22 protein-coding genes, 1 tRNA gene, 1 rRNA gene, 1 pseudogene and 1 riboswitch are annotated in these 21,828 nt (G+C 39.9%); of the genes and pseudogenes, 23 read left to right on the forward strand and 2 right to left on the reverse strand.

Annotation, left to right across the window (positions count from 1 at the left end):
- The 5 genes from KQI87_RS11480 to KQI87_RS11500 all read left to right on the forward strand — a co-directional run.
- Nucleotides 1-222: ribosomal RNA gene (locus KQI87_RS11480) — 23S ribosomal RNA — on the forward strand; the annotation flags it as partial.
- A 229-nt stretch (nt 223-451) separates the two neighbouring features.
- Nucleotides 452-522, forward strand: a tRNA-Trp gene (locus tag KQI87_RS11485).
- 249 nt (nt 523-771) lie between these two features.
- Nucleotides 772-1,263, forward strand: coding sequence for an RNA polymerase sigma factor (locus KQI87_RS11490; RefSeq protein WP_118248138.1), 492 nt, complete (start codon nt 772-774; stop codon nt 1,261-1,263).
- A 5-nt stretch (nt 1,264-1,268) separates the two neighbouring features.
- On the forward strand, nt 1,269-3,125 hold the full coding sequence (locus KQI87_RS11495) for a hypothetical protein (RefSeq protein WP_253292491.1): 1,857 nt from the start codon (nt 1,269-1,271) through the stop codon (nt 3,123-3,125).
- A gap of 63 nt (nt 3,126-3,188) precedes the next feature.
- Nucleotides 3,189-3,261, forward strand: a riboswitch (Fluoride riboswitch).
- Between the two features lie 75 nt (nt 3,262-3,336).
- On the forward strand, nt 3,337-4,536 hold the full coding sequence (locus KQI87_RS11500) for a cation:proton antiporter (RefSeq protein WP_216460260.1): 1,200 nt from the start codon (nt 3,337-3,339) through the stop codon (nt 4,534-4,536).
- A gap of 256 nt (nt 4,537-4,792) precedes the next feature.
- Here KQI87_RS11500 and KQI87_RS11505 read toward each other — a convergent pair whose 3' ends face one another.
- Entirely contained in the window at nt 4,793-7,069 is a 2,277-nt protein-coding gene (locus tag KQI87_RS11505; RefSeq protein WP_216460261.1) for a glycoside hydrolase family 3 C-terminal domain-containing protein, read from the reverse strand.
- A gap of 235 nt (nt 7,070-7,304) precedes the next feature.
- Between KQI87_RS11505 and KQI87_RS11510 the strand changes: the two genes are divergently transcribed.
- From KQI87_RS11510 to KQI87_RS11535, 6 genes are all read left to right on the forward strand, one after another.
- Nucleotides 7,305-8,063 (forward strand): helix-turn-helix domain-containing protein, encoded by a 759-nt coding sequence (locus KQI87_RS11510; protein WP_216460262.1) that lies wholly within the window; start codon nt 7,305-7,307, stop codon nt 8,061-8,063.
- A 577-nt stretch (nt 8,064-8,640) separates the two neighbouring features.
- Complete coding sequence (locus tag KQI87_RS11515; RefSeq protein ID WP_216460263.1) at nt 8,641-9,261, forward strand: GDSL-type esterase/lipase family protein; 621 nt, start codon at nt 8,641-8,643, stop codon at nt 9,259-9,261.
- A 176-nt stretch (nt 9,262-9,437) separates the two neighbouring features.
- Nucleotides 9,438-10,097, forward strand: a complete 660-nt coding sequence (locus KQI87_RS11520) for an amino acid ABC transporter permease (RefSeq protein WP_216460264.1) — start codon at nt 9,438-9,440, stop codon at nt 10,095-10,097.
- Complete coding sequence (locus KQI87_RS11525) at nt 10,078-10,755, forward strand: amino acid ABC transporter permease (RefSeq protein WP_216460265.1); 678 nt, start codon at nt 10,078-10,080, stop codon at nt 10,753-10,755. The genes KQI87_RS11520 and KQI87_RS11525 overlap by 20 nt, the downstream gene beginning before the upstream one ends.
- Before the next feature lie 19 nt (nt 10,756-10,774).
- Nucleotides 10,775-11,530, forward strand: a complete 756-nt coding sequence (locus KQI87_RS11530) for an amino acid ABC transporter ATP-binding protein (protein ID WP_253292492.1) — start codon at nt 10,775-10,777, stop codon at nt 11,528-11,530.
- Between the two features lie 213 nt (nt 11,531-11,743).
- Nucleotides 11,744-12,730 (forward strand): cysteine ABC transporter substrate-binding protein, encoded by a 987-nt coding sequence (locus KQI87_RS11535; protein ID WP_216460266.1) that lies wholly within the window; start codon nt 11,744-11,746, stop codon nt 12,728-12,730.
- Nucleotides 12,731-12,901: 171 nt separating this feature from the next.
- Here the strand turns inward: KQI87_RS11535 and KQI87_RS11540 are convergent, their stop codons facing one another.
- Nucleotides 12,902-13,747: a delta-lactam-biosynthetic de-N-acetylase gene (locus tag KQI87_RS11540; protein ID WP_216460267.1), complete on the reverse strand. Its 846-nt coding sequence runs from the start codon at nt 13,745-13,747 to the stop codon at nt 12,902-12,904.
- A gap of 1,133 nt (nt 13,748-14,880) precedes the next feature.
- On the opposite strand from KQI87_RS11540, the pseudogene eno reads away from it, so the two are divergent.
- The 12 genes and pseudogenes from eno to KQI87_RS11595 all read left to right on the forward strand — a co-directional run.
- A pseudogene (gene eno / locus KQI87_RS11545) lies at nt 14,881-15,366 on the forward strand (phosphopyruvate hydratase); the annotation flags it as partial.
- Between the two features lie 298 nt (nt 15,367-15,664).
- Complete coding sequence (locus KQI87_RS11550; RefSeq protein WP_173721127.1) at nt 15,665-16,450, forward strand: ParA family protein; 786 nt, start codon at nt 15,665-15,667, stop codon at nt 16,448-16,450.
- A complete protein-coding gene (locus KQI87_RS11555) occupies nt 16,440-17,345 on the forward strand; it encodes a ParB/RepB/Spo0J family partition protein (RefSeq protein ID WP_055267012.1) in 906 nt (301 codons plus the stop codon). The genes KQI87_RS11550 and KQI87_RS11555 overlap by 11 nt, the downstream gene beginning before the upstream one ends.
- A complete protein-coding gene (locus KQI87_RS16860) occupies nt 17,342-17,476 on the forward strand; it encodes a hypothetical protein (protein WP_008371487.1) in 135 nt (44 codons plus the stop codon). Before KQI87_RS11555 ends, KQI87_RS16860 begins: the two co-directional genes overlap by 4 nt.
- Nucleotides 17,477-17,480: 4 nt before the next feature.
- Nucleotides 17,481-17,648 carry a hypothetical protein gene (locus KQI87_RS11560; protein WP_172680790.1) on the forward strand — a complete coding sequence of 56 codons (168 nt, stop codon included), beginning with the start codon at nt 17,481-17,483 and terminating at the stop codon, nt 17,646-17,648.
- Nucleotides 17,638-17,949 (forward strand): DUF6050 family protein, encoded by a 312-nt coding sequence (locus tag KQI87_RS11565; protein ID WP_216460269.1) that lies wholly within the window; start codon nt 17,638-17,640, stop codon nt 17,947-17,949. The genes KQI87_RS11560 and KQI87_RS11565 overlap by 11 nt, the downstream gene beginning before the upstream one ends.
- A 129-nt stretch (nt 17,950-18,078) precedes the next feature.
- Nucleotides 18,079-18,477: a hypothetical protein gene (locus tag KQI87_RS11570; protein ID WP_074108870.1), complete on the forward strand. Its 399-nt coding sequence runs from the start codon at nt 18,079-18,081 to the stop codon at nt 18,475-18,477.
- 13 nt (nt 18,478-18,490) lie between these two features.
- Nucleotides 18,491-18,889, forward strand: coding sequence for a single-stranded DNA-binding protein (locus tag KQI87_RS11575; RefSeq protein WP_005344165.1), 399 nt, complete (start codon nt 18,491-18,493; stop codon nt 18,887-18,889).
- A 13-nt stretch (nt 18,890-18,902) separates the two neighbouring features.
- A complete protein-coding gene (locus KQI87_RS11580) occupies nt 18,903-19,295 on the forward strand; it encodes a hypothetical protein (protein ID WP_055039906.1) in 393 nt (130 codons plus the stop codon).
- Nucleotides 19,288-20,169 carry a replication initiator protein A gene (locus KQI87_RS11585; protein WP_216460270.1) on the forward strand — a complete coding sequence of 294 codons (882 nt, stop codon included), beginning with the start codon at nt 19,288-19,290 and terminating at the stop codon, nt 20,167-20,169. The genes KQI87_RS11580 and KQI87_RS11585 overlap by 8 nt, the downstream gene beginning before the upstream one ends.
- 10 nt (nt 20,170-20,179) lie before the next feature.
- On the forward strand, nt 20,180-20,998 hold the full coding sequence (locus KQI87_RS11590; RefSeq protein ID WP_216460271.1) for a replication initiator protein A: 819 nt from the start codon (nt 20,180-20,182) through the stop codon (nt 20,996-20,998).
- Nucleotides 20,998-21,792, forward strand: a complete 795-nt coding sequence (locus KQI87_RS11595) for an ATP-binding protein (protein ID WP_216460272.1) — start codon at nt 20,998-21,000, stop codon at nt 21,790-21,792. Before KQI87_RS11590 ends, KQI87_RS11595 begins: the two co-directional genes overlap by 1 nt.
- The last annotated feature ends 36 nt before the right edge of the window (nt 21,793-21,828 follow it).

A 21,828-nucleotide genomic window follows, 5' to 3' on the forward strand; every position in this document is an offset into this window, starting at 1 on the left:
CGGGCCGCTGGTGCATCGGTTAGACTGCCAAGTCTACGGCCGAGTAGCCAAGCCCGGAAGGGATAAACGCTGAAGGCATCTAAGCGTGAAGCCCCCCTTAAGATGAGATATCCCATTCGAAAGAAGTAAACCCCCTTGAAGACGACGAGGTAGATAGGGCAGAGGTGGAAGTGTGGTAACACATGGAGCTGACTGTTACTAATCGGGTGAGGGCTTGACCAAAACGCTGAGAGAGCGGGCAGGATGTAACAGGAATGAGACGGAGCAAGCTTGCTTGTGAAGGAACATTCATGGTACAGACTGGACATTTGCGAAGCAAATGACACTGAGTGACGTAGTCGCGAAGTGACCCCCGCGGAGTAGATCATTCACTCAGCAACGCAGGAAGTAATGAATCTCAGGGAAATGTCAACATGTATGTAGTTTTGAGAGTATATAAAATATACTTTGTAGGGGATTGGTCAAATGGTATGATAGGGGTCTCCAAAACCTTTGGTGGGAGTTCGATTCTCTCATCCCCTGCTTCTAACGAGTCAGAAAGTCAGTGAAATCAAGGCTTTCTGGCTTTTTTGTTTTATTAAAAATGGAAAGGAACCAGATAAGTACCTTTTTTCAACCATAAATGAGCAAATTTGAAAATTGAGAATAAAAAGACATTGACGATCCATCTTCGATTGCCTGTGTCTTTTTTGGTATAAAATAAAAAATTTTTGAAAGGAACTGCCCATATTTCAAGTCTAATAGTTATAAAAATGAAAAGGGGGTATAAAAATGGATGCTTTGGTAACAGCAGCTAAAAACGGAGATAAAGAAGCGTTTGTTCAATTGATCCGGATGAATAAGCAGAGCTTATATAAGGCAGCCTGGGTTTATCTTCGGAACGAGCAAGACATTGCAGATGCACTGCAAAATGCAATCCTGTCCTGTTATGAAAATATACAGGGGCTGAGAGAAGTGAAATATTTTAAGACTTGGCTGATTCGGATTCTGATAAACGAATGTAAAGACATTCTCCGTCAAAAGAACCGTGACACAGAACTGGAAAATTTTGCAGAAGGTGTACATTGTGAAGACCTGGATCTTTGTGAATGGAAGCAATTGCTTTTATGTCTTGATGAAGAAAGTAGGAAAATTGTAGAACTCTATTATTTTGATGAATTTTCTGTAAAGGAAATAGGTGTTCTTCTTGAAATGAACAGCAATACCGTATCAACTAAACTTTCCAGGGCAAGAGCAAAATTAAAAAGGGTGATCAGGAGGTGATGGATATGAATGAAAAAGAAATCAGAAAAATTTTAAAAGAAGAAACTGTGATACCCGATAATATTGATAAAGCTATGGAAGATGTTCTGAACAGAATTTTAGATTCTCCAGATGAGAGAATTGGTAACACGAATAATTTAGTCATAAAACCAGATAAAAGAAGAAAGAAAAGTTCAGGGAATAAGAAAAAAATAATTCGGATTCTTCTTCCGGTGGCTGCTGTATTAGGCATTAGCACCGGTGTACTTGCAACAAAACTTGGATGGCTTCATAAAGAGCTGGAGCAGCAGGGTGTTACTGGACAGGAAACTGCCCAAATGATTGTTACAGAACCTGATTCAAATGCAGAAAATGTAGAAGATATGACTTCTTATCATATAACTCCTGAGGAGATGGATTGGAGACAGTCTATGCTTTCTATTACAGAAGCTTATTTTGATGGCAGTAGTTTAAGCTTTCTGGGTGAACCTTCAAACGAGGCGAGGAACTATATGATCAGTTGCAGGGACCATGCGACAGTGAATGGAGAAGATGCACTTGCATCTTTGAATAAGATAGACGGGGAAAATCTCTATTATGGGCATATTACCCTGTATGATGATGCATTGACAGAAAAAATATTAAAAGAAGATTCCAAGGTAGAGCTTTCCATGACCATTCAGGCATATCCGGATTATAATGGTAAGATTTATTACACCTGGAAAGATTATAAAGTTTACGAAAAAATTTTTAAAACTGGTTCTTTTACAGATTCAGAAGGAATGCTCTCTTATGCACTGCCTGCGGAGGATGTTTACAGAGGATATACGCCTCAGACTCTTACGTTAACACTTCCATTAAATGATGAAGTACGGGATATCATAGAAAAATACAGGAAAGAAGGAAAACTGCAGGCTGAAGATACTGGAGTAGAACCCACTTCGGATTCTCTGGATGAGAGTACACAGGAAACAACAGGTTTAGAAAATTCTTTAGATTCTACGGAAGTAAATGAAAAACATGATTCAGAAACAACAGTGTTACAGGTAAATGAAAACCATGTAATAGCTTCTCTGCAGGGAAAATCAGGGATGCTTACGATAGACGCCGATATTATTGGAAGTACCTTCGATGTTTCGAAAGGAATCCTGGAAAAATGCAACATATCAGAGAAAGAAATCTGCTCTTGGTTTGGAGGAAAAGATGGCTGGGAAAAATCTGAGACAGATGAAATGGTCTGGGAAAATAAAGAAAAAGGACTGCAGTTATTCGTTTCAGACGGAATGATACAGTGTGATGGATTAAGTGAAAAAGACCTGGGATCTTTAGGAAAAAATACGGAAGATGAGGAATTAAATATTATAAATCAGCTGCTTTCCAGAGCTAATTTAATTGGAACTTCTGTAAGAAAATCAATCAGCGACATGGAAGTAGGATATGATTATTACGACACGGAAATTCTGCTGAATGGAGTATCGGTTGGAGGACTTTCTCAGCATTCTTATCGGGGAAATACAGGTTTTGGACCTGAACTTAAAGATTGCTATTTTAATATGCCGATTCCACTTCAAGTGAAAGAGGAAGAATCAGTTACTATGCTTCCTATGGAAGAAATTATGAAATCGGTGGAGCAATATGTAAAAGACGGGGAAATTGGTCTTTTTACAGAACAGAATGATACAGGGGAAACGGAATCAACCACGATTCCAGTTACAAAAATCTGTCTGGAATATTATATTGATGAAACCGCAGAGGGAATCGTTTACAGGCCTGTCTGGAGTTTCCACTGCCCTTACCAGTGGAAAGATTCCCCGGATGAACAAGAATTATTTTACATAGATGGAGAAACTGGGGCATTGATTCGGGATGCGTTTGGCTGGTAGGTATGAAAAAAGAACGCCAGTAACACTACTTGACAAAAGAGAACACAGGTAGTATGATAAACAGGAATTTTGGGGAATGAAGTTCTCCCCAGGGAAACCAAAACCGCTGATTTAAGCTGATGACTTCTACGATTAATTAATAAGCAATGTTAATTGATCGCAGAAGGTGTCAGCTTTTTTTGTGTGGAAACAAAAAGAAGGAGAAATATCAATGTTAACATCACTATCATTTATTTTTCTGGTAGGTCTGGCAATGGGAGCAATCTGCCAGAAATTGAAACTGCCACGTATTATCGGAATGCTTGCAACCGGAATTGTGCTGGGACCGTATGTCCTGGATCTTCTTGATCCAAGCATTCTCTCTATCTCAGCTGACCTGAGAAAAATGGCGCTGATCATCATCCTGTTAAAGGCAGGATTATCCCTGAATCTGGATGATTTAAAGAAAGTAGGCAGACCTGCGATTATGATGTCTTTTGTACCGGCATCTTTTGAAATTATCGGTTATTTATTATTTGCACCGTCTATTCTGGGAATCACCAGAGTAGAAGCTGCAGTTATGGGATCTGTGCTTGCTGCGGTATCTCCTGCAGTCGTTGTACCGAGAATGGTTCAGCTGATGGAGACGAAATACGGAACAGAGAAAGCGATTCCACAGATGATCATGGCCGGAGCATCTTGCGACGACATCTTTGTTATCGTATTATTTACGACATTTTTAAGCATGGCACAGGGCGGCAGTGCAGACATCAAGGCATTTGCAAATATCCCGATTTCAATCATCCTTGGAATTATTCTTGGTGCGATCGTAGGCTACCTGCTATATTTATTTTTCGAGACGGCTTATGCGAAGAAACATTATGTAAGAAACAGCATGAAAGTAATCATTGTTCTTGGATTCTCTTTTTTGCTGATCGCAATTGAAGGCTGGCTGGAAGGAAAAATTGCAGTATCCGGGTTACTTGCAGTTGTAAGTATGGCATGTGTTCTGAAAATGAAATGCACAGCTTTTGTATCTAAGAGACTGTCAGAGAAATTCGGGAAACTCTGGCTTGCTGCAGAGGTAATTCTTTTTGTTTTGGTAGGTGCTGCAGTTGATATCCGTTATACACTGGAAGCAGGAATTGCAGCAGTTGCGATGATCTTTGTAGCACTAATCTTTAGGTCTTTTGGCGTATTGCTCTGCACAGTGAAAACAAATCTATCTGCAAAAGAAAGGGCTTTTTGTGTTATTGCATACCTTCCGAAAGCAACGGTACAGGCAGCAATTGGCTCTGTTCCCTTTGCAGCAGGATTGCCGTGCGGAAAAATTGTACTTTCCGTAGCTGTTATGGCAATTATTATCACAGCTCCCCTGGGGGCTTTTGGCATGGATCTTACTTATAAAAAAATTCTGACAAGAGAAAAATAAAGGTGCAGTTAACAGAGTGCAAGATAATATAAAATATACAGAGAATAGCTATTTGACAAATACAATAATCTTTGAGATTCATCATAATTAAAGTAAAGGATATACATATTAATAAAAAAGCTACTGCACAATCTGGAATATTTTTCCGGATGTATATGCAGTAGCTTTTACTTATATGGAGTAATATATCATGCAAAATTATTCTAAAGTAATATCCCACATGAAATAAGATAAGTGCCAGAGAAAAATTCTTATGTCATAAGCATAATTTCTGTAGTTTATCAATGATCTCCTGAATCTCGGTGCGTGAAAATCCACCAAAGCTGCACAGAGAACGAAGCGGCATGGAGTCTGTCATTGCTTCCACCATTTCTTCTGTAATGGCTTCTGCGGCAGATTCAGAAGAGGTTGTCTCTGAACCACCGTTCATTGCAGACAGATACTTGGATGTCAGTTCTTTAGCAGTTTCTTTTGTCTTAGGATGACGGAGAAGTTCTCCAAGCGTGGTATTCATATGAATATGCATCGGAATGACCTGGCTGCTGGAAAGTTCTATGGTTTCGGAGAGACGGATATCTCTGGAAGATGCACCGATCAGAATTTCATATTTGCCGCTTGCTGCATACCAGTCATGTAATTCGGTGTTATACCATGCAAAACTGCGCTTATCCAGTTCCATGGTAACTGTCTTGGTCTCACCAGGAACAAGCTGGACTTTTTCAAAGCCTTTCAGTTCTTTTTCAGGACGGATCGCAGAAGCAGTCATATCTTTAACGTAGAGCTGAACAACTTCTTTTCCGGCAACGCTGCCTGTATTCGTCACATCTACAGAAACAGTGACAGTATCTTTTTCTGTCGGATTTGTGTTGGAAATCTGCAGATTGCTGTATGCAAAAGTAGTATAGGAGAGTCCGTACCCAAACGGATAGGCAACTTCCATCTGCTTGGTATCATAATAACGATATCCAACAAATACACCTTCATGGTATTCTACTTTATCGCCGCCGCCGAAGCTCAGATAGGATGGATTGTCAGCCAGTTTCACCGGAACTGTCTCAGCCAGTTTACCACTTGGATTTACAATACCATAGAGGATATTTGCAACAGCAGCACCGCCTGCCTGTCCGCCCAGATAAGCTTCCAGAATACCTTTTACATCATTGATCCATGGCATTTCCACAGGAGAACCATTGTGAAGAACGATCACAGTATTTGGCTGAACTTCCAGAATTTCAGCAATAAGACGATTCTGGCATTCAGGCAGTCTCATGTGAGAGCGGTCATATCCTTCAGATTCAAAACTGTCCGGAAGTCCGGCGAAGATTACAACTTTATCAGCTCCTTTTGCGGCCTGAACGGCTTCTGCAGCAAGTGTTTCATCATAGAAATCTTTATCAGCAGGGAAACCTTCTGCATAAGTAACCTGTGCATCGGCAGGAACAGATTCCAGTGCATTGGTAACTTTGAAGCAGTTGATATGGGAACTTCCGCCGCCCTGGAAACGAGGCTTCTTAGCGAAACCACCTACGAAAGCAACTTTTTCAGATGTTTTCAGAGGCAGGATCTGGTCATTATTTTTCAGGAGGACCATAGATTCTTCTGCGATACGGCGTGCTTCTTCATGGTCTTTTTCCATAGTGAATTCCTGTGGTGCGCGGTGATCAGCATATTTGTAAATGATATTCAGAATACGCTCTACAGCCTGATCCAGAACTTCTTCTTTCAGAGCTCCGTTCTTTACGGCTTCCACGATCAGAGCGTCATTTGTTCCGTTGGAACCAGGCATCTCCAGCTCCAGACCGGCTTCCAGACCTTTCACACGGTCATTGACTGCACCCCAGTCAGACATGACATATCCTTCAAATCCCCAGTCATTGCGGAGAACATCGGTGAGAAGCCATTTGTTTTCGGAAGCAAAAGTGCCGTTGATCTGATTGTAGGAGCACATAAAGGTATATGGCTGCGCTTTCTTTACAGCAGTCTCAAATGCAGGGAAATAGATTTCGCGGAGGGTTCTTTCATCTGCTTCAGAGGAATTGCTCATACGGTGATATTCCTGATTGTTAGCTGCGAAATGCTTGATGGAAGTTCCAACATGCTGAGACTGTACGCCATTGATAAATGCGGCTGCGATTTCGCCTGCAAGATATGGATCCTCTGAATAATATTCAAAGTTTCTTCCGCAGAGTGGGGAACGTTTGATATTAACAGCCGGTCCTAAGATGACAGATACATCATTTGCCTGAGCCTCTTTACCGATCGTTTCACCCATAGATTCCATTAATTTACGGTCAAAAGAGCATGCACTTAAAGCTGCAGGAGGAAAGCAGACCGCCTTGATACTGTCATTCATTCCAAGATGATCTCCTTTGTCATCCTGCTTACGAAGCCCGTGAGGGCCATCACTTACCATAACCTCCGGGATTCCAAGTCTTTCCACACTTTTCAGATGCCAGAAATCAAGACCTGAGCACATGCCAGCCTTCTCTTCAAGAGTCATCTGGCTGACGATTTTCTTTAAATCACGTTCCATAATAAAAACCTCCATAATTTAGTGATATATGTTAAACGAACTGTTTACCTTTATCTGAACTATATCATTTGCAAATGATAAAATATAGTAAAATATTGTTATAAATAGTAAAATATTAATATTCTTTCTAAGGGTTGGAAAAGATTCTGGTAGGGATGTTGTCTGGGGACATAATTGTGTGTAAAATAAGATAAGAATTTTTATAGAAGAGAACGGTTATGTGGGGATGTGAATCATGGAAAAATTATATAGTCATCAGGAAGAAAAAATTGCAGAGAATCGAAGCAGGGATACCTTATTTGAGAGACGGGAGAATCTTCAGAGACATGCCTCCTATGCAAGTGAACGTCTGCAATACGATGCGATTAAAAATGGGCAGACGGACAGAGTGCTGTCCATTTTTCAAAAGACACCGGATGGAACTCCGGGAGTTTTGTCCAGGAATGAACTGCGAAACAGTAAAAATATGTTTATTGCGGGAATTACTCTGTTTACAAGAGCTGCAATTGAAGGTGGAGTACCAGAAGAAACGGCGTATGCTTTAAGTGATGGCTATATTCAGACTGTGGAAGAATGTACAAGTAAGTATTCCATAGAAAAATTATCGGAAAAAGCAGCGATGCGGTTTGCAGAAGAAGTACAGAAACATGGGATGAGAAATTACAGCAGAACAATTGAGGCTGCAATAAAATATATCCATCTTCATCTGCATACGTCCATCACATTGGAAGAAACAGCAGAGGCAGCAGGAATCAGCCCAGGTTACCTTTCCAGACTGTTTAAAAAAGAAACGGGAATGTTCTTGGTTGACTATATCCAAAAAGAACGGATAGAAGCTGCCTGCAATATGCTGACATACTCAGATTATACAGCAGCACAGATAAGCGAATATCTGTGTTTTTCCACACAGAGCTATTTTATAAAAATATTCAAAAAATATACAGGTACCACACCTGCGAAATATAAAAAATACAAAGTTCAGGACTGGAAATAATAATGATCCGCACCCACTTTACTCCACAGATGCAGTCAGAAAAACGCATCCAGAAATATGCAGGCTGGAAAAATATAGTAGAACAGGTATTGCATAAATAATAATAACAGTGATATAATCCATAACAGAATATCGCACGAAGAAGAGCAGATATTACACCAACGTGCCAGGTGTAGTAGCTGCTCTTTTTGCTTTATAAAGAATTAGTCAATATAAATAAATGCTGTATTTGACAGATTTAAAGTGTTTGAAGTTTCCCAATCTATGTCTATGAAATAATGCGCATTTTATGCAGGAAAGTTTTATTTGCGAAGAAAAAGTATCACAATCAATGCTCAGCTCAGAAATATTTTTATTTTCCGTGCATTTGCAGGGATCTTAGGTCCCGAAACCGCACGGAAAATAAAAATATTTCTGAGCGTCTCTTTTACAGTGTAAAAATGAACGTTTTCAAAAAAATACAAAAAAGGGATTGACAAACCAAAATAAAGATTGTATAGTATTCCTATCAAACAGATATGAAAACAGGAAAAACGAAAAACCTGCATTAAAAAATCAGTTAAGAAGGTGACAAGACATGAAACAAATCTTATGTTTCGGCGATTCTAATACATACGGTTTAATCCCGGGAACATCCAATCAGAGATACGGATGGGGCACCCGTTGGACCAGCATCCTGGATGACAAAGTAAGAGAGAAAGGCTACCGTGTAATCGAAGAAGGTCTCTGCGGAAGAACCACAGTATTCGATGATCCATTCCGCACAGAAAGACGAGGAACAGAGATGCTCCCTGCAATCCTTGAGAGCCACAGACCGGTAGACACCATTGTTCTTATGCTTGGCACCAATGATTGTAAAAGCGTATACAGCGCAACCCCGGAAGTCATCGGACAGGGAATTGAACAGCTTCTCAATCAGATCAACGCCGTAAACCCGGATGCCAAAGTTCTTCTGGTATCTCCGATTTACCTTGGCGAACGAATCTGGGAAGAAGACTTTGATCCGGAATTCGATAGGAAATCCAGAGAAGTATCCTTGAACCTCCACCGGGTATATGAGAAAATTGCAAAAGCAAGAAACATTTCCTATTTACAGGCTTCTGCCTACGCACAGCCGGGTGAAGCAGATCAGGAACATCTGGATGAATCCGGACATCGCAAACTTGCAGATGCAATTTATGAGAAAATTGCCTGTTAGAAACACGATAAAGGTAGAAGAAGTCAGATTCAGGCAGGAAAAATAAAAAATGATAAATGAAACATCTTATTTGAATCATATACATAAATAAGATGAAACTGATATGAGACTGGCAGTAATGACCAGACAATTCAATGGAATAAGAACTTCATATCAGAGAAGGAGAAAACGCAACCATGGACTTTGAATTTATCCGCGAACAGACACCTCTTTATATAGAAGCTGCGAAGCTCACCCTTCACATGGCGTTGATCGGTGTGATCCTCGCAATCATCGTAGGACTTGTCTGTAGCATGATCAAGTATTTCAAGATCCCGGTGCTTCGCCAGATCGTGGAATGCTACATAGAACTATCAAGAAATACCCCGCTTCTGATACAGTTATTCTTCCTGTATTTCGGTCTTCCGAAGATAGGAATCGTACTCAGCTCCGAACAATGCGCGATCTCAGGTCTGGCATTTCTGGGAGGCAGCTACATGGCAGAAGCCTTCCGAAGCGGTCTGGACAATGTCCCGCCGATTCAGGTAGAATCCGCATTAAGTCTCGGAATGAGCAAGAGTCAGGTATTTACAAACATCATCCTGCCGCAGGCGGTATCCAATTCCATCCCTGCATTCTGCGCCAATGCAATCTTTCTTATTAAAGAAACATCTGTATTTAGTGCAGTAGCACTTGCAGACCTGATGTTTGTGACCAAAGACCTGATCGGAATTTATTACAAAACAGATGAAGCCCTGATGATGCTGGTAATCGCATATCTGATCATACTTTTACCAATCTCACTGATCTGTTCATTTGTAGAAAGGAGAGTCCGCTATGCAGAATATGGGGATTGAGGTTCTTTTCAAAGGAATCAACTCATTAAGACTCTGGCAGGGCTTGTGGGTAACAATAAGAATTGCACTGATTTCCATGGTATTTTCCATTGTCCTTGGATTTCTTCTCGGAATGGTAATGAACATTCCGAATAAAATAATCAAATTTATCTGTCGTATTTACCTTGAGATTGTAAGGATCATGCCGCAGCTGGTACTTCTGTTTCTGGTATACTTCGGAGCAGCCAAGCATCTGGGAATGAACCTTACCGGTGAGACAGCAGCAGTTATCGTATTTACTTTCTGGGGAACTGCAGAGATGGGCGATCTGGTGCGAAGCGCACTGATCTCTATCCCGAAACACCAATATGACAGCGGATACGGACTCGGATTAAATAAATGGCAGGTATACCTTTATATCATTCTGCCGCAGACTATCCGAAGACTTCTTCCATCCGCAGTCAATCTTCTGACACGAATGATTAAGACCACATCACTGGTAGCCCTGATCGGTGTAGTAGAAGTATTAAAAGTAGGAAAACAGATCATTGATGCATCCAGATATACAAACCCGACAGCAGCACTCTGGGTATACGGTGCAGTATTCTTCATGTATTTCATCATATGTTTTCCATTCTCCAGACTCTCCAGAGTTCTGGAAAAGAAGTTTGCAGACTAATAGAAATGAGGATAAATGAATGGGACAGCCGATTTTAGAAGTAGAGCATTTAAAGAAATCATATGTAAACAATGTTCCTATTCTGGATGATGTTTCTTTCTCCATGCAAAAAGGAGAAGTAGTAGTAATCGTAGGACCTTCCGGATGTGGAAAAAGTACTTTCCTGCGATGTATCAACCGTCTGGAAGCAATCGACAGCGGTGTGTTGAAACTCAATGGCGTAAGCTACGAGAATGAAAAAAAGAATATCAGTAAAGTCAGAGAGAAGATTGGAATGGTTTTCCAGAGCTACGATCTTTTCCCAAACATGACAATTTTAAATAATCTTCTTCTGGCACCTCTGAAAGTACAGAAGAGAAACAAAGAAGAAGTGAAGAAAGAAGCCGAGCAGCTTCTGGACAGAGTTGGACTTCTGGATAAGAAAGACAACTATCCAAGACAGCTCTCAGGTGGTCAGAAACAGCGAGTTGCCATTGTACGTGCCATGCTGATGCATCCGGAGATCATGCTTCTGGATGAGATCACAGCAGCCCTTGACCCGGAGATGGTAAGAGAAGTACTTCAGGTAGTTCTGGAACTTGCAAAAACAGGAATGACCATGCTGATCGTCACTCACGAAATGGAATTTGCCAGATCTGTAGCAGACAGAGTGATCTTTATGGATAAAGGAAATATCGTAGAAGAGAACACTCCGGAACAGTTCTTCGACAATCCGCAGACAGACAGAGCAAAACAGTTCCTGAACAGTTTCCATTATGAAACAGTGAAAAAATAACAATAGAAGAACTAACAATAGAAGAACTATAAATCAAATACAGTTCATTACGGTTTAGGATTCAAATGGACTGAAAGCTGAATATCCAAAAAATAATAAAGGAATCAGAAACAGACGACATTTTAGAATATCAGTCAGAAAGACATGATAACAAAAGATAGTTATAAAAATTATTATAAAATCAAAATTTTTTAAAACATGGAGGAAAAGGACATGAAGAAAAAATTATTAGCAGTTTTATTAGCAACAGGCGTAGCAGCAACAACACTTCTTGGCGGAAGTATTCTTGTAAGTGCAGCAGATGACGGCGGAAACACTGCGCAGGCCCGTACTCTGGATGAGATCAAAGAAGACGGAAAGATCAAAATCGGTGTATTCAGTGATAAGAATCCATTTGGATATGTAGATGAAAACGGTGATGTTCAGGGATACGATGTTTACTTCGGAAAGAGACTTGCAAAAGATCTCCTTGGAAGCGAAGATGATGTAGAATTCACATATGTAGAAGCAGCAAGCCGTGTAGAATATCTGCAGTCTGCAAAGGTAGACGTAATTCTTGCAAACTTCACAGTAACAGATGACAGAGCAGAGAAAGTAGACTTCGCACTTCCATACATGAAAGTAGCTCTTGGTGTTGTTTCTCCTGACGATGCACTGATCACAGATGTAAAAGATCTGGAAGGCAAGAAACTGATCGTTGTAAAAGGAACAACAGCAGAGACATACTTCACAGACAACTATCCGGATATCGAACTTGTAAAATTTGATGAATATCAGGAAGCATACGATGCACTTCTTGACGGAAGAGGAGATGCATTTTCCACAGACAACACAGAGGTACTTGCATGGGCTCAGCAGAACGAAGGATTCTCTGTAGGAATTGAATCTCTTGGTGACATCGACACGATCGCACCTGCAGTACAGAAAGGCAACACAGACCTTCTGAACGCAATCAACGATGAGATCAAATCTCTGGCAGACGAACAGTTCTTCCATGCAGACTTCGAAGAAACTTTGAAACCAGTATACGGCGATAACATTGATCCAGAAGACCTTGTTGTTGAAGGTGGTGTTGTAGACAGCGAAGATGCAGAAGATGCTGAGGAAGCTGATACAACAGATGCAGACGCAGCAGATGACACAGAAGAAGCAGAAACAACAGAAGAACCTGAAGAAACAGAGGCAGCAGACGCTGAATAATATAGGAAATATAAATTGATATCCTTATAAGTATTGATTTATAAACAAAATGAGATGCACTCCACGGGAATTGTTCCTGGTGGGGTGCATCTCATTTTTGAGATCAGATTTGTAAAAAAGCTATATTGTATTATTCTTTGCAAGTGAAATTGTGTGTGAGACTTGGGTTGCTTAAGATGCAGAAACTAATTCATTTAAAGAATGAAACGAATACCCCATCTCTTCCCATTTACTTAACAGTTCATCCAGAATCTGCGCATTAGTAGAAGAGGTGCTATGCAGCAGCACGATAGCTCCAGGATGAATCCGTTTCGTCAGTTTTGCGATAGCCTCCTGGGGATCCGGTTGATTGTCCTGATACCAGTCCACATAAGCAAGACTCCAGAAAAAAGTATGATATCCCATTTCTTTTGCCATAGACAGATTCAGAGTACTGTAAATCCCCTGCGGCGGCCGGTAAAATTTCGTCATTTCTTTTCCTGTGATTTCTTTGTAAATATCTTCCACACCAGCTAATTCTTTCTGAAAAGATTCCTGCGTAGAAATCTTCGACATGTTTGGATGAGTCATCGTATGATTTCCAACGGTATGCCCCTCATCCTCCATCCGTTTGATCAGGTCCTGATTCTCCGAAATAAAATTCCCCACAACAAAAAAAGTAGCCGGAGCCTGATGTTTCTTCAATGCATCCAGTATCGCCGGGGTATTTCCATTTTCATAACCGGCATCAAAGGTAAGATAAAGTTTCTTTTCTTCGGTGTTCTCTGCAAAGAAAGCATCATATTGAGACAATTCTTCAATCGTGGCATTTCCTACAGGGCGTTTCCCTTCCTCCTGAAAACTAAGCCCCCAGTTGGAACTCTGAGAAGAAGACGGAACAGTCGCCTGCTTCTGCGTAAAATGCGAAACCACTTTTCCGGTAGCAGAACCTACAATTGCAGATATGCAGAAAAGCAGAAGAATCCGCCCGGTTCGTGCAGAAAAAAATCTGACAGGGGATATATATTTGAGACGCATAGAATGATAACCTCAAAAGAAAGGATGTTGCTTAAATATATGAGAGAAAAGAGAACAATAGACTTTGCAAAATAAAAGAGCCATCGATTTATTTTCCATCGTGGCTCTTGTTAAGATTCTGTATCCAAGGGATGATACCTCGCTTTCTATAAAATTGTATTTAGAATTTATTTAAACTTACTGTCCCATTGGTCTGTACCTTCCTCATTTAGTTTAAATAGGGTAATTCGTTAAGTTCTCATCGGACTGTACCTCTTTGTATGAATGAACTGTTACGATTAATAATAGGGTAAATCGTTAATGTTTCATTGGACTATACCTTCCTTATATTAATAGATGTTGCTTCTTTAAAATAAGGTGAATCGTTAAGTTTCCATTGGATTGTACCTTCCTTTTATGGATTATCTGTTACTTTTTAATAATAAGAATAAATTATTAAATGTCCATTGGATCATACCGTCCTTATATTGATGTTTTGTTGCTTTTAAATAGGGTAAATCGTTAGGTTTTCATTGGACTGTACCTTCCTTTTTATTAATAGGAACTTATAAAACTTAGTTGGATTTAAAACTTTAAGTTCTTGGTGGTCCGTACCTGCCTTTCATAAATTATAAATCATGAATTTGAAACTTTAACTATTCTGGTGGTCTGTACCTCGCTTTCTTAAATTATAAAGAAGAAATTATGTTTTCGGTGGTCTCACTCCTTTTCTTTTTTGTTTTCCGTAATCCCTTTTGTTTTATGAACTTACTATAACAGATAATAATTGAAATGTCAAGCATAAAAACTAAAAACTTATAAAAATATTTAAAAGAAACAATTAAAATGATTTGCACTGATAAAATATTCTGAAAATTATATGGGATTTATAAAATAACCAGAGTGAATCAGGTTTAGATACAAAAGTACGATACACAAAGATACAACATATAAGTAGCAATGCATCGAAATATCGTTTAAGAACCGCCAGCATACAGCGCATATTCATCAGAGTATCTGGAAAAGCTATGCGTATGAAACAAATAAAATGCTGAAGTACAGACATTGCAGAGGGATAGTTTGTTAACGTTTGTAGCAGCAAAGCGGATGTGTTTATCCGCATATTTCATAAAAAGAAGCAGGAGGTTCAAAAAATGTTACGTTATCTGCCTGTAAGAAGGGTTCACGCAAGACAAGTACTGGATTCCAGAGGAAACCCTACTGTAGAAGTTGAAGTTACAGTAGGCGAAGGTGTGATCGGGATCAATGGATATACAGGAAGGGCGATTGTCCCTTCAGGAGCTTCAACCGGTAAGTTTGAAGCAGTAGAATTACGAGACGGAGAAAAAGACTGCTATGTAGGCCTCAGTGTCCAGAAAGCAGTAGAGAATGTAAACACAAAACTGGCAGAAGCGATCCTTGGAGAAAATGCTCTGAACCAGACTTTTATCGATAAGAAGATCATAGACACAGATGGTACAGATAATAAGAGTAATGTAGGAGCAAACGCATCTCTGGGAGTATCCATGGCAGTGGCGAGAGCGGCAGCAGCGGCACTTCGGATTCCCTTATATCAGTATCTGGGCGGTTGTCACACAAGACAGATGCCAGTTCCGATGATGAATATCCTTAACGGCGGTGCTTGTGTTATTATAATGACACAAGGCAGAACCCCTTATAATACAAGGGCTCTAGCGATTTAGTCCTAAATAAATTTCGTAACCAATCAACGAATTTATGAAGGAAAGGCCTCTCTTTTATAAATAACACAGTACAGAAGTAATAGAATTTCAGAACTCGGCTGAGATGTATTTACTATACCACGAAAGCGGTGATAATTGAATAAAAATATATTTTGGACTGAATTAGCTTGCATGAGATTTATTTCTCAGCTGTCTGATTCAGTCTTTTTATTTGACAAGAAAGAAGGGAAAGATTATGGCAAAAGTAATTTCTATTGTTAACCAAAAAGGAGGAACGGGAAAATCCGCATGTACAGCTAATTTAGCAGTAGGATTAGCACAAAATAATATGAAAGTGTTAATCGTTGATGCCGATCCACAGTCAGATGTATCCGCAGGATTTGGATATCGTGATTGTGATGACAGTAATGAAACTCTTACAGCTCTTATGGATGCAGTAATGAAAGATGAAGATATTCCATCAGACTGTTACATCAGGCATCAGGCAGAAGGAATAGACATTATCTGTTCTAACATTGGACTGGCAGGTACGGAAGTACAGTTGGTAAATGCAATGAGTAGGGAATATGTATTGAAACAAATTTTATATGGTATCAAGGATCAATATGATGCAATTATTATTGATTGTATGCCATCATTGGGAATGATCACAATCAATGCACTGGCTGCATCAGATGAAGTACTAATTCCGGTTGAAGCGTCTTACCTGCCAATCAAAGGATTGCAGCAGTTATTAAAAACAATTGGTAAGGTCCGTAAGCAGATCAATCCGAAGCTGCAAGTCGGTGGAATTCTGTTTACAATGGTCGATGCTCATACGAATGATGCCAGAAATAATATGGAACTTCTCAGAAATGTATATGGAAGTCAAATTCATATCTTCGATAATTATATTCCATTTTCTGTAAGAATGAAGGAAGCAGTCAGAGAAGGTCAGAGTATTTTCTCTTATGATCCGAAAGGCAAAGCTACAGAAGCTTATCGGAGAGTGACGGAGGAGGTGCTGAAAGATGTCATCTAAAAAAAGAGCAACTCCCGTTTCCTTACAGCCGCTTGATGCATTGTTTGGAACAAACGAAGAGACAACCAATGGAATTAGTGAGATAGCAATAGGAAGTCTTCATCCATTTACGAATCACCCGTTTCAAGTAAGAGATGATAAGAAAATGGAAGAATTAGCAGAAAGTATTACACAATATGGAGTGTTGGTTCCTGGTATTGTGCGGTTGAGAGAATCCGGTGGTTATGAACTTGTAGCTGGTCATCGGCGAAAACGAGCATGTGAACTTGCTGGACTAGAGAAAATGCCGGTTATCATCAAAGATCTTACGGATGATGAAGCAACGGTAATTATGGTAGATTCCAACATTCAACGAGAAGAGCTGCTGATCAGCGAAAAAGCATTTGCTTATAAAATGAAATATGAGGCGTTAAAGCGTCAGGGGAAACGGTCTGATTTAACTTCTTGCCAAGTTGGCAAGAAGTTGGCGGCAGAAGAAGTCAGTCAGAATACAGGAGATAGTTCCAGACAGATTCTTCGATATATTCATTTGACAGAGTTAATAGCAGAGCTATTAGAATTGGCAGACGAGAAGAAGCTTCCCTTTAACACAGCTGTTGAAGTTTCTTATTTGAGAACTGAAGAACAGCAGATATTACTTCAGTATATGAGTAATCACAATATGGTACCGTCCATGAAGCAGGCAAAGGAATTGAAACAAATTTCAAAAGAGCGGATGTTGACGTATCCAGAGATTGACCAGATTTGCATGAATGAAAGTACTGAAAAAGTTCAGGTGCAGATTCCGGCGAAGAAATTGAAACAATATTTTCCAGAGACATATACAAAGACTCAGATGGAAGAAATTATATTTATGCTGCTGGCATCGTGGGCAGAAAGAGAGGGGAAAGAATGAGCAATGAAGATATGGCAAGTAGAATACAAGTCTATCTGAAAAAGATAGAAAAGATACGTGTTAAACGGATGAAAAGAGAGAAGTTTAAACATTTGTTGAAAACATTAGGATTATCAGCAGGAAGGAAGTGAAAGTATGGCTTTAAAAATTGTACGAAGATATGATGCGAACGGAAGGGAGCTTACGGAGAAAGATCTGGAAACCTTTCGATTGGATTCTCCTGTGGTTAGAGAAATATTGGCAAACTTTAATCGGGAGGTGGCGGAAGGAATCAGACAGAGGGAGAAAAAGGGTGACGATTGAAGACGTAATTAAAAAATCAATTCTGCCGCTGGCATTTATGGTATTCTGGTTTTGGATGACAAAAATAATAATGAAAGTCAGTGGTCAGACAGATTGGTTCTGGTGGATATTTATTGCCGGATTGCCATTTGGAATACATAAAATGCGGCTGATTCTAATCCCTAGAGGAATGGATACCACAGCAACACTTGGTATGGCTGCATTAAGTGTCATCATTGGAGCATTGATCGGAAGTATCATAATTCCAGTGTATGTGATCAGAGCGATATACGTTTTTATACGGTATATCATTGGAAGATAGAAAATTAGTTTGATAAGAGGCAGGCTTGCGAAAACAAAAATCGTAAGTCTGCCTCTTTTTTTGTGCCTAAAAACAGGCAATTCAGGGTAAATCCCTTTTGCAAATATATATACTTGGAGGATTTTTAAGATGAGAGAGCGAATTGAAAGTAAGCATGTAACAAAAGAAATCAAAAGTCAGATGCCAGTGATCCCGGTGGAAATTGTTAAAGAAAGAGGCTGTACGTTCTGCCCGTATTATCTGGGCAATTATGAGAAACAGCCACGCTGTATGATGAAAACCTGTGCCTGGGATGATGAAAATGAACGTTTCCATCCAGTTCTTCGTGGACTGATTCCATTTTATAAAGAGAAGATGGAAAAAGCAGAAGAGAAGTTCCTTGCAATGAAAAAGATTTATACAACACTGTTAGGAATGTTTGCCGATGAAATGAAGCAAGAAGAGTTGGAAAAAGATGAATGTTACGGATGTGCCTATGGAAAATGTGGACCATGTATCGGCATCTGTTACAAATCAATGAAAGTATAGGAGGGTTAAGCCAATGAATACAACAGTTATTTCCGGGCGATTGGTAAGAAATCCCGGATACAACGAAGTGGAGAATGAAAAAGGACTTCATAAGATTGCCAAGTTTGTTCTGGCAGTCAGAAGAAATTATTCCGATGAAGTCAGTTTCATTCCGGTAAAGGCTTTTGCAAAGAAAGCAGAATTTGCCAGAGATTATCTGATGCAGGGCACGAAGGTCATGGTGGAAGGCGAGATTGTCACAGGTAATTATGAAGATAAGGATACCGGGAAAAAGATTTATACCACCGAAGTGTATGCAAACCGGATTGAATTCGCAGGTGCAAAAATGGTTGACAGACCACCGTTTCCAGAAGATGCGGAAGGGTTCTTAGAGATCCCAGAGGGCATGGAAGAAGAAATGCCGTTTAGATAGAGGAGGATAAAAGATGGTTTCAGTAGATCAGGCGTATATGGTAGGGCATATGAAGAATGCCGATGGAAGTATCAATAACAAAAATGTAGTGCTGTCAGCAGCATGTGAAGCAGCGGAACTGTTCCAGTGCATGATGTCAGTAAATCAGAAACTGGAGGACTGGCAGAGATTTAACCACACCTTGGAGCAGCATCTTAGAAGTGTGGAATGTGAGAAAATCCATGATATCTGTCAGGCAGTATATGGAATGAAACATCTGTCCGATGAACTGGAAGGATTGTATCTGGCAAGAGAGGATGAACAGATATGCCTTCTGTACTATCAGGTATTTGTAGGGATGTTGGAAATCAATATTAATTCAGCCGAAGTGCTGTACAAACAGAAGGAGGAAACAATCAATGAGTAAGATGGAGTATATGCCGGTAGATTGTCTGCAGGTGCCGAAGGTGCTGTTCCAGATGGAAAAATACAAAAATCTGTCAAATACAGCAAAGATTTTATACAGCTTATTTCTGGATCGTTTGAAATTTGCGGTGCAGAATGGTTGGGTAGATGGTAAGGGGGATTTGTATGTAATTTATCCAAAAAGTGAAATGAAGAAAGACCTGAATACAACCAGATATGGGGTAGATCAGGCAGTACAGGAACTGGTGGAGGTTGGAAATCTGGTGCGTATCATTCCGAACAATGGAAAGGCAAACCACTTTTATATCAACGATATTTATGAAAATGAGATGGAGGAAGAATCAATGATGACATTAGACAGCATTATGGCAAATATGCCGATGGAAGAAAGAGAAATTATCATGGACAAGATGGTGGCAGCATCCAGAGATATTCTGGAAACAATTGCAGATATGGGATATCTGGATGAATATGAGACACCACTGACTCCTATGGAAGAAAGAAATTATCGAGATGAGCTTGAACAGCTTGATATTGATCAGATTTCCTGTGATGGCTATGAATTTGGCATGGACCTGGCATTTGGAATCCTGGAAGAAAATGAGGAAAATGCTGATAGAGTACTGGACATTCAGAAGTATGTGAATAGGCAGAATAAAAAGTGTTCAAAAAAGAAATATATGAAAGTTCTGGAGACTCTGGTACACGCAATAGGAAATGATGAAGGATTTATTGCCGATATGTATGCGTGTGATAAAGAGGCAAGGAAAATTTATCTGGAAGAAGCGGTGAATGCGTTCAATTATGTGCTTGATGAATTGTGTCATGGCACAGGAAGTGCAGCAGGGTATGACTTCAACAATATGGAAGAATAGGAAATAAATTATGGCAGATTTTGAATACTTCAGAGCAGAAGAATCTGACCAGTTTTCTTTTTTCCGAATACCGAAAGCTCTGTTTACAGAAAAGGAATTTCAGGGTCTTTCCACAGATGCAAAACTCTTGTATGGAATCCTTTTAGACCGCATCAGTCTATCAAAGAAAAATGGATGGATTGACAGTGACGGTTATGTCTATATCATTTATACGATTGCAGAACTGCAGGATCTTTTGCGGATGTCCCATACGACTGTAACAAAGCTCCTTTATGAACTTGACAGTGTGCATGGAATTGGACTGATTGAACGTTACCGGCAGGGAAATAACCGTCCCTCTGTCATATATGTGAAAAATTTTGTGAAACGGGTCAGAGGAAAGCCAGACAGATATTTTCATTCTGGATTGCAAGAAACTGGAAGTCCGGATAGCAAGGAGTTGGAAATCCGGATAGCAAGAAATTGGAAGTCCGGGCAGCAAAAAAATAGAAGTCCGGACTGCAAGAATCTGGAAGGAAGTAATACTAAGATAAATAAGACAGAAAAGAATCATACTGATAAGAGTAAGAGCAACACTCACGCTTTGGAAGAAAATTTCAGTCAGTATGGGAGATTCAAAAATGTTGTTCTGTCGGAACCGGAACTGCAGGAGTTGATGACTTTATTTCCGTGGGACTACCAGAAACGGATTGATCATCTTTCTGTTTATATGAAATCCAGTGGAAAAGAGTATCAGAATCATTTTGCAACAATCTGTCTTTGGGCAGAACGAGATGGAGCCAGGGCAGGAATGGACAAATATGAATTTCAGGAAGGAGAAAGCCTGTGATGGAAAATAAAGTAACAGCAGATTATCTGGATGAAGAGGGATGTCTTCATTGTGGTATCTGTGGAAAAAGAAAACAGATGAAAGTCAGTCTGATGGGATTTGAGCATGTAGTGTCCTGTTTGTGCGAATGCGAGGTAAAAGCCAGGCAGGAACTGGATGAGAAGATGCAGCGGGAAGAAGCACAGAGGCTGCTTTATCAGAGAAAGTCAGTCGGACTTCGGGAAAGAAGATTCTGGGAATGGAAATTTGAAAATGACAATGGAAGCAACCAGAAGATACTAATCGCCAGGCAGTATGTAGAAAACTGGGCAGATATGAAGAGGAAAAATGTAGGATTGCTTTTGATGGGACCAGTTGGAACTGGGAAAAGTTTCTTTGCAGGCTGTATTGCAAATGCACTTTTGGAACAGGGAGAACGTGTCATGATGACAAATTTTTCCAGGATCTTAAATGAAATGACCAGCTATCAGGCAGACAAGAATCAGATCATACAAAATCTTGTGGATTATCCGCTGCTGATTATTGATGATTTAGGCATAGAGCGAAATTCCGAGTTTGCTTTGGAGCAGGTCTATAATGTGATAGACAGCCGTTATTGTAAAATGCTTCCGCTGATCGTAACAACGAATCTGGGACTGAATGAAATGAAATCCACAGATTTGGATACTGCCCATCAGCGTATTTACAGTAGAATACTTGAAATGTGTGTTCCCATCTATTGTGGTGGAGAAGATAAGAGAAAAGAAGAAGGGACAGAAAAACTCGTACAGGTGCAGAACCTGATTACCGGTTAATTTGTCTTTTTTTATTAAAGGGGGTGATTGCCATGA

Source organism: Blautia sp. MSJ-9 (genome assembly GCF_018919065.1).
Taxonomy (GTDB): Bacteria; Bacillota; Clostridia; order Lachnospirales; family Lachnospiraceae; genus Blautia_A.

What these genes read in the sequence shown, in the direction of transcription:
- KQI87_RS11490 (WP_118248138.1), top strand. Translation starts at nt 772, where the DNA reads ATGGATGCTTTGGTAACAGCAGCTAAAAACGGAGATAAAGAAGCGTTT.
- KQI87_RS11495 (WP_253292491.1), top strand. Translation starts at nt 1,269, where the DNA reads ATGAATGAAAAAGAAATCAGAAAAATTTTAAAAGAAGAAACTGTGATA.
- KQI87_RS11500 (WP_216460260.1), top strand. Translation starts at nt 3,337, where the DNA reads ATGTTAACATCACTATCATTTATTTTTCTGGTAGGTCTGGCAATGGGA.
- KQI87_RS11505 (WP_216460261.1), bottom strand. Translation starts at nt 7,069, where the DNA reads ATGGAACGTGATTTAAAGAAAATCGTCAGCCAGATGACTCTTGAAGAG.
- KQI87_RS11510 (WP_216460262.1), top strand. Translation starts at nt 7,305, where the DNA reads ATGGAAAAATTATATAGTCATCAGGAAGAAAAAATTGCAGAGAATCGA.
- KQI87_RS11515 (WP_216460263.1), top strand. Translation starts at nt 8,641, where the DNA reads ATGAAACAAATCTTATGTTTCGGCGATTCTAATACATACGGTTTAATC.
- KQI87_RS11520 (WP_216460264.1), top strand. Translation starts at nt 9,438, where the DNA reads ATGGACTTTGAATTTATCCGCGAACAGACACCTCTTTATATAGAAGCT.
- KQI87_RS11525 (WP_216460265.1), top strand. Translation starts at nt 10,078, where the DNA reads ATGCAGAATATGGGGATTGAGGTTCTTTTCAAAGGAATCAACTCATTA.
- KQI87_RS11530 (WP_253292492.1), top strand. Translation starts at nt 10,775, where the DNA reads ATGGGACAGCCGATTTTAGAAGTAGAGCATTTAAAGAAATCATATGTA.
- KQI87_RS11535 (WP_216460266.1), top strand. Translation starts at nt 11,744, where the DNA reads ATGAAGAAAAAATTATTAGCAGTTTTATTAGCAACAGGCGTAGCAGCA.
- KQI87_RS11540 (WP_216460267.1), bottom strand. Translation starts at nt 13,747, where the DNA reads ATGCGTCTCAAATATATATCCCCTGTCAGATTTTTTTCTGCACGAACC.
- KQI87_RS11550 (WP_173721127.1), top strand. Translation starts at nt 15,665, where the DNA reads ATGGCAAAAGTAATTTCTATTGTTAACCAAAAAGGAGGAACGGGAAAA.
- KQI87_RS11555 (WP_055267012.1), top strand. Translation starts at nt 16,440, where the DNA reads ATGTCATCTAAAAAAAGAGCAACTCCCGTTTCCTTACAGCCGCTTGAT.
- KQI87_RS16860 (WP_008371487.1), top strand. Translation starts at nt 17,342, where the DNA reads ATGAGCAATGAAGATATGGCAAGTAGAATACAAGTCTATCTGAAAAAG.
- KQI87_RS11560 (WP_172680790.1), top strand. Translation starts at nt 17,481, where the DNA reads ATGGCTTTAAAAATTGTACGAAGATATGATGCGAACGGAAGGGAGCTT.
- KQI87_RS11570 (WP_074108870.1), top strand. Translation starts at nt 18,079, where the DNA reads ATGAGAGAGCGAATTGAAAGTAAGCATGTAACAAAAGAAATCAAAAGT.
- KQI87_RS11575 (WP_005344165.1), top strand. Translation starts at nt 18,491, where the DNA reads ATGAATACAACAGTTATTTCCGGGCGATTGGTAAGAAATCCCGGATAC.
- KQI87_RS11580 (WP_055039906.1), top strand. Translation starts at nt 18,903, where the DNA reads ATGGTTTCAGTAGATCAGGCGTATATGGTAGGGCATATGAAGAATGCC.
- KQI87_RS11585 (WP_216460270.1), top strand. Translation starts at nt 19,288, where the DNA reads ATGAGTAAGATGGAGTATATGCCGGTAGATTGTCTGCAGGTGCCGAAG.
- KQI87_RS11590 (WP_216460271.1), top strand. Translation starts at nt 20,180, where the DNA reads ATGGCAGATTTTGAATACTTCAGAGCAGAAGAATCTGACCAGTTTTCT.
- KQI87_RS11595 (WP_216460272.1), top strand. Translation starts at nt 20,998, where the DNA reads ATGGAAAATAAAGTAACAGCAGATTATCTGGATGAAGAGGGATGTCTT.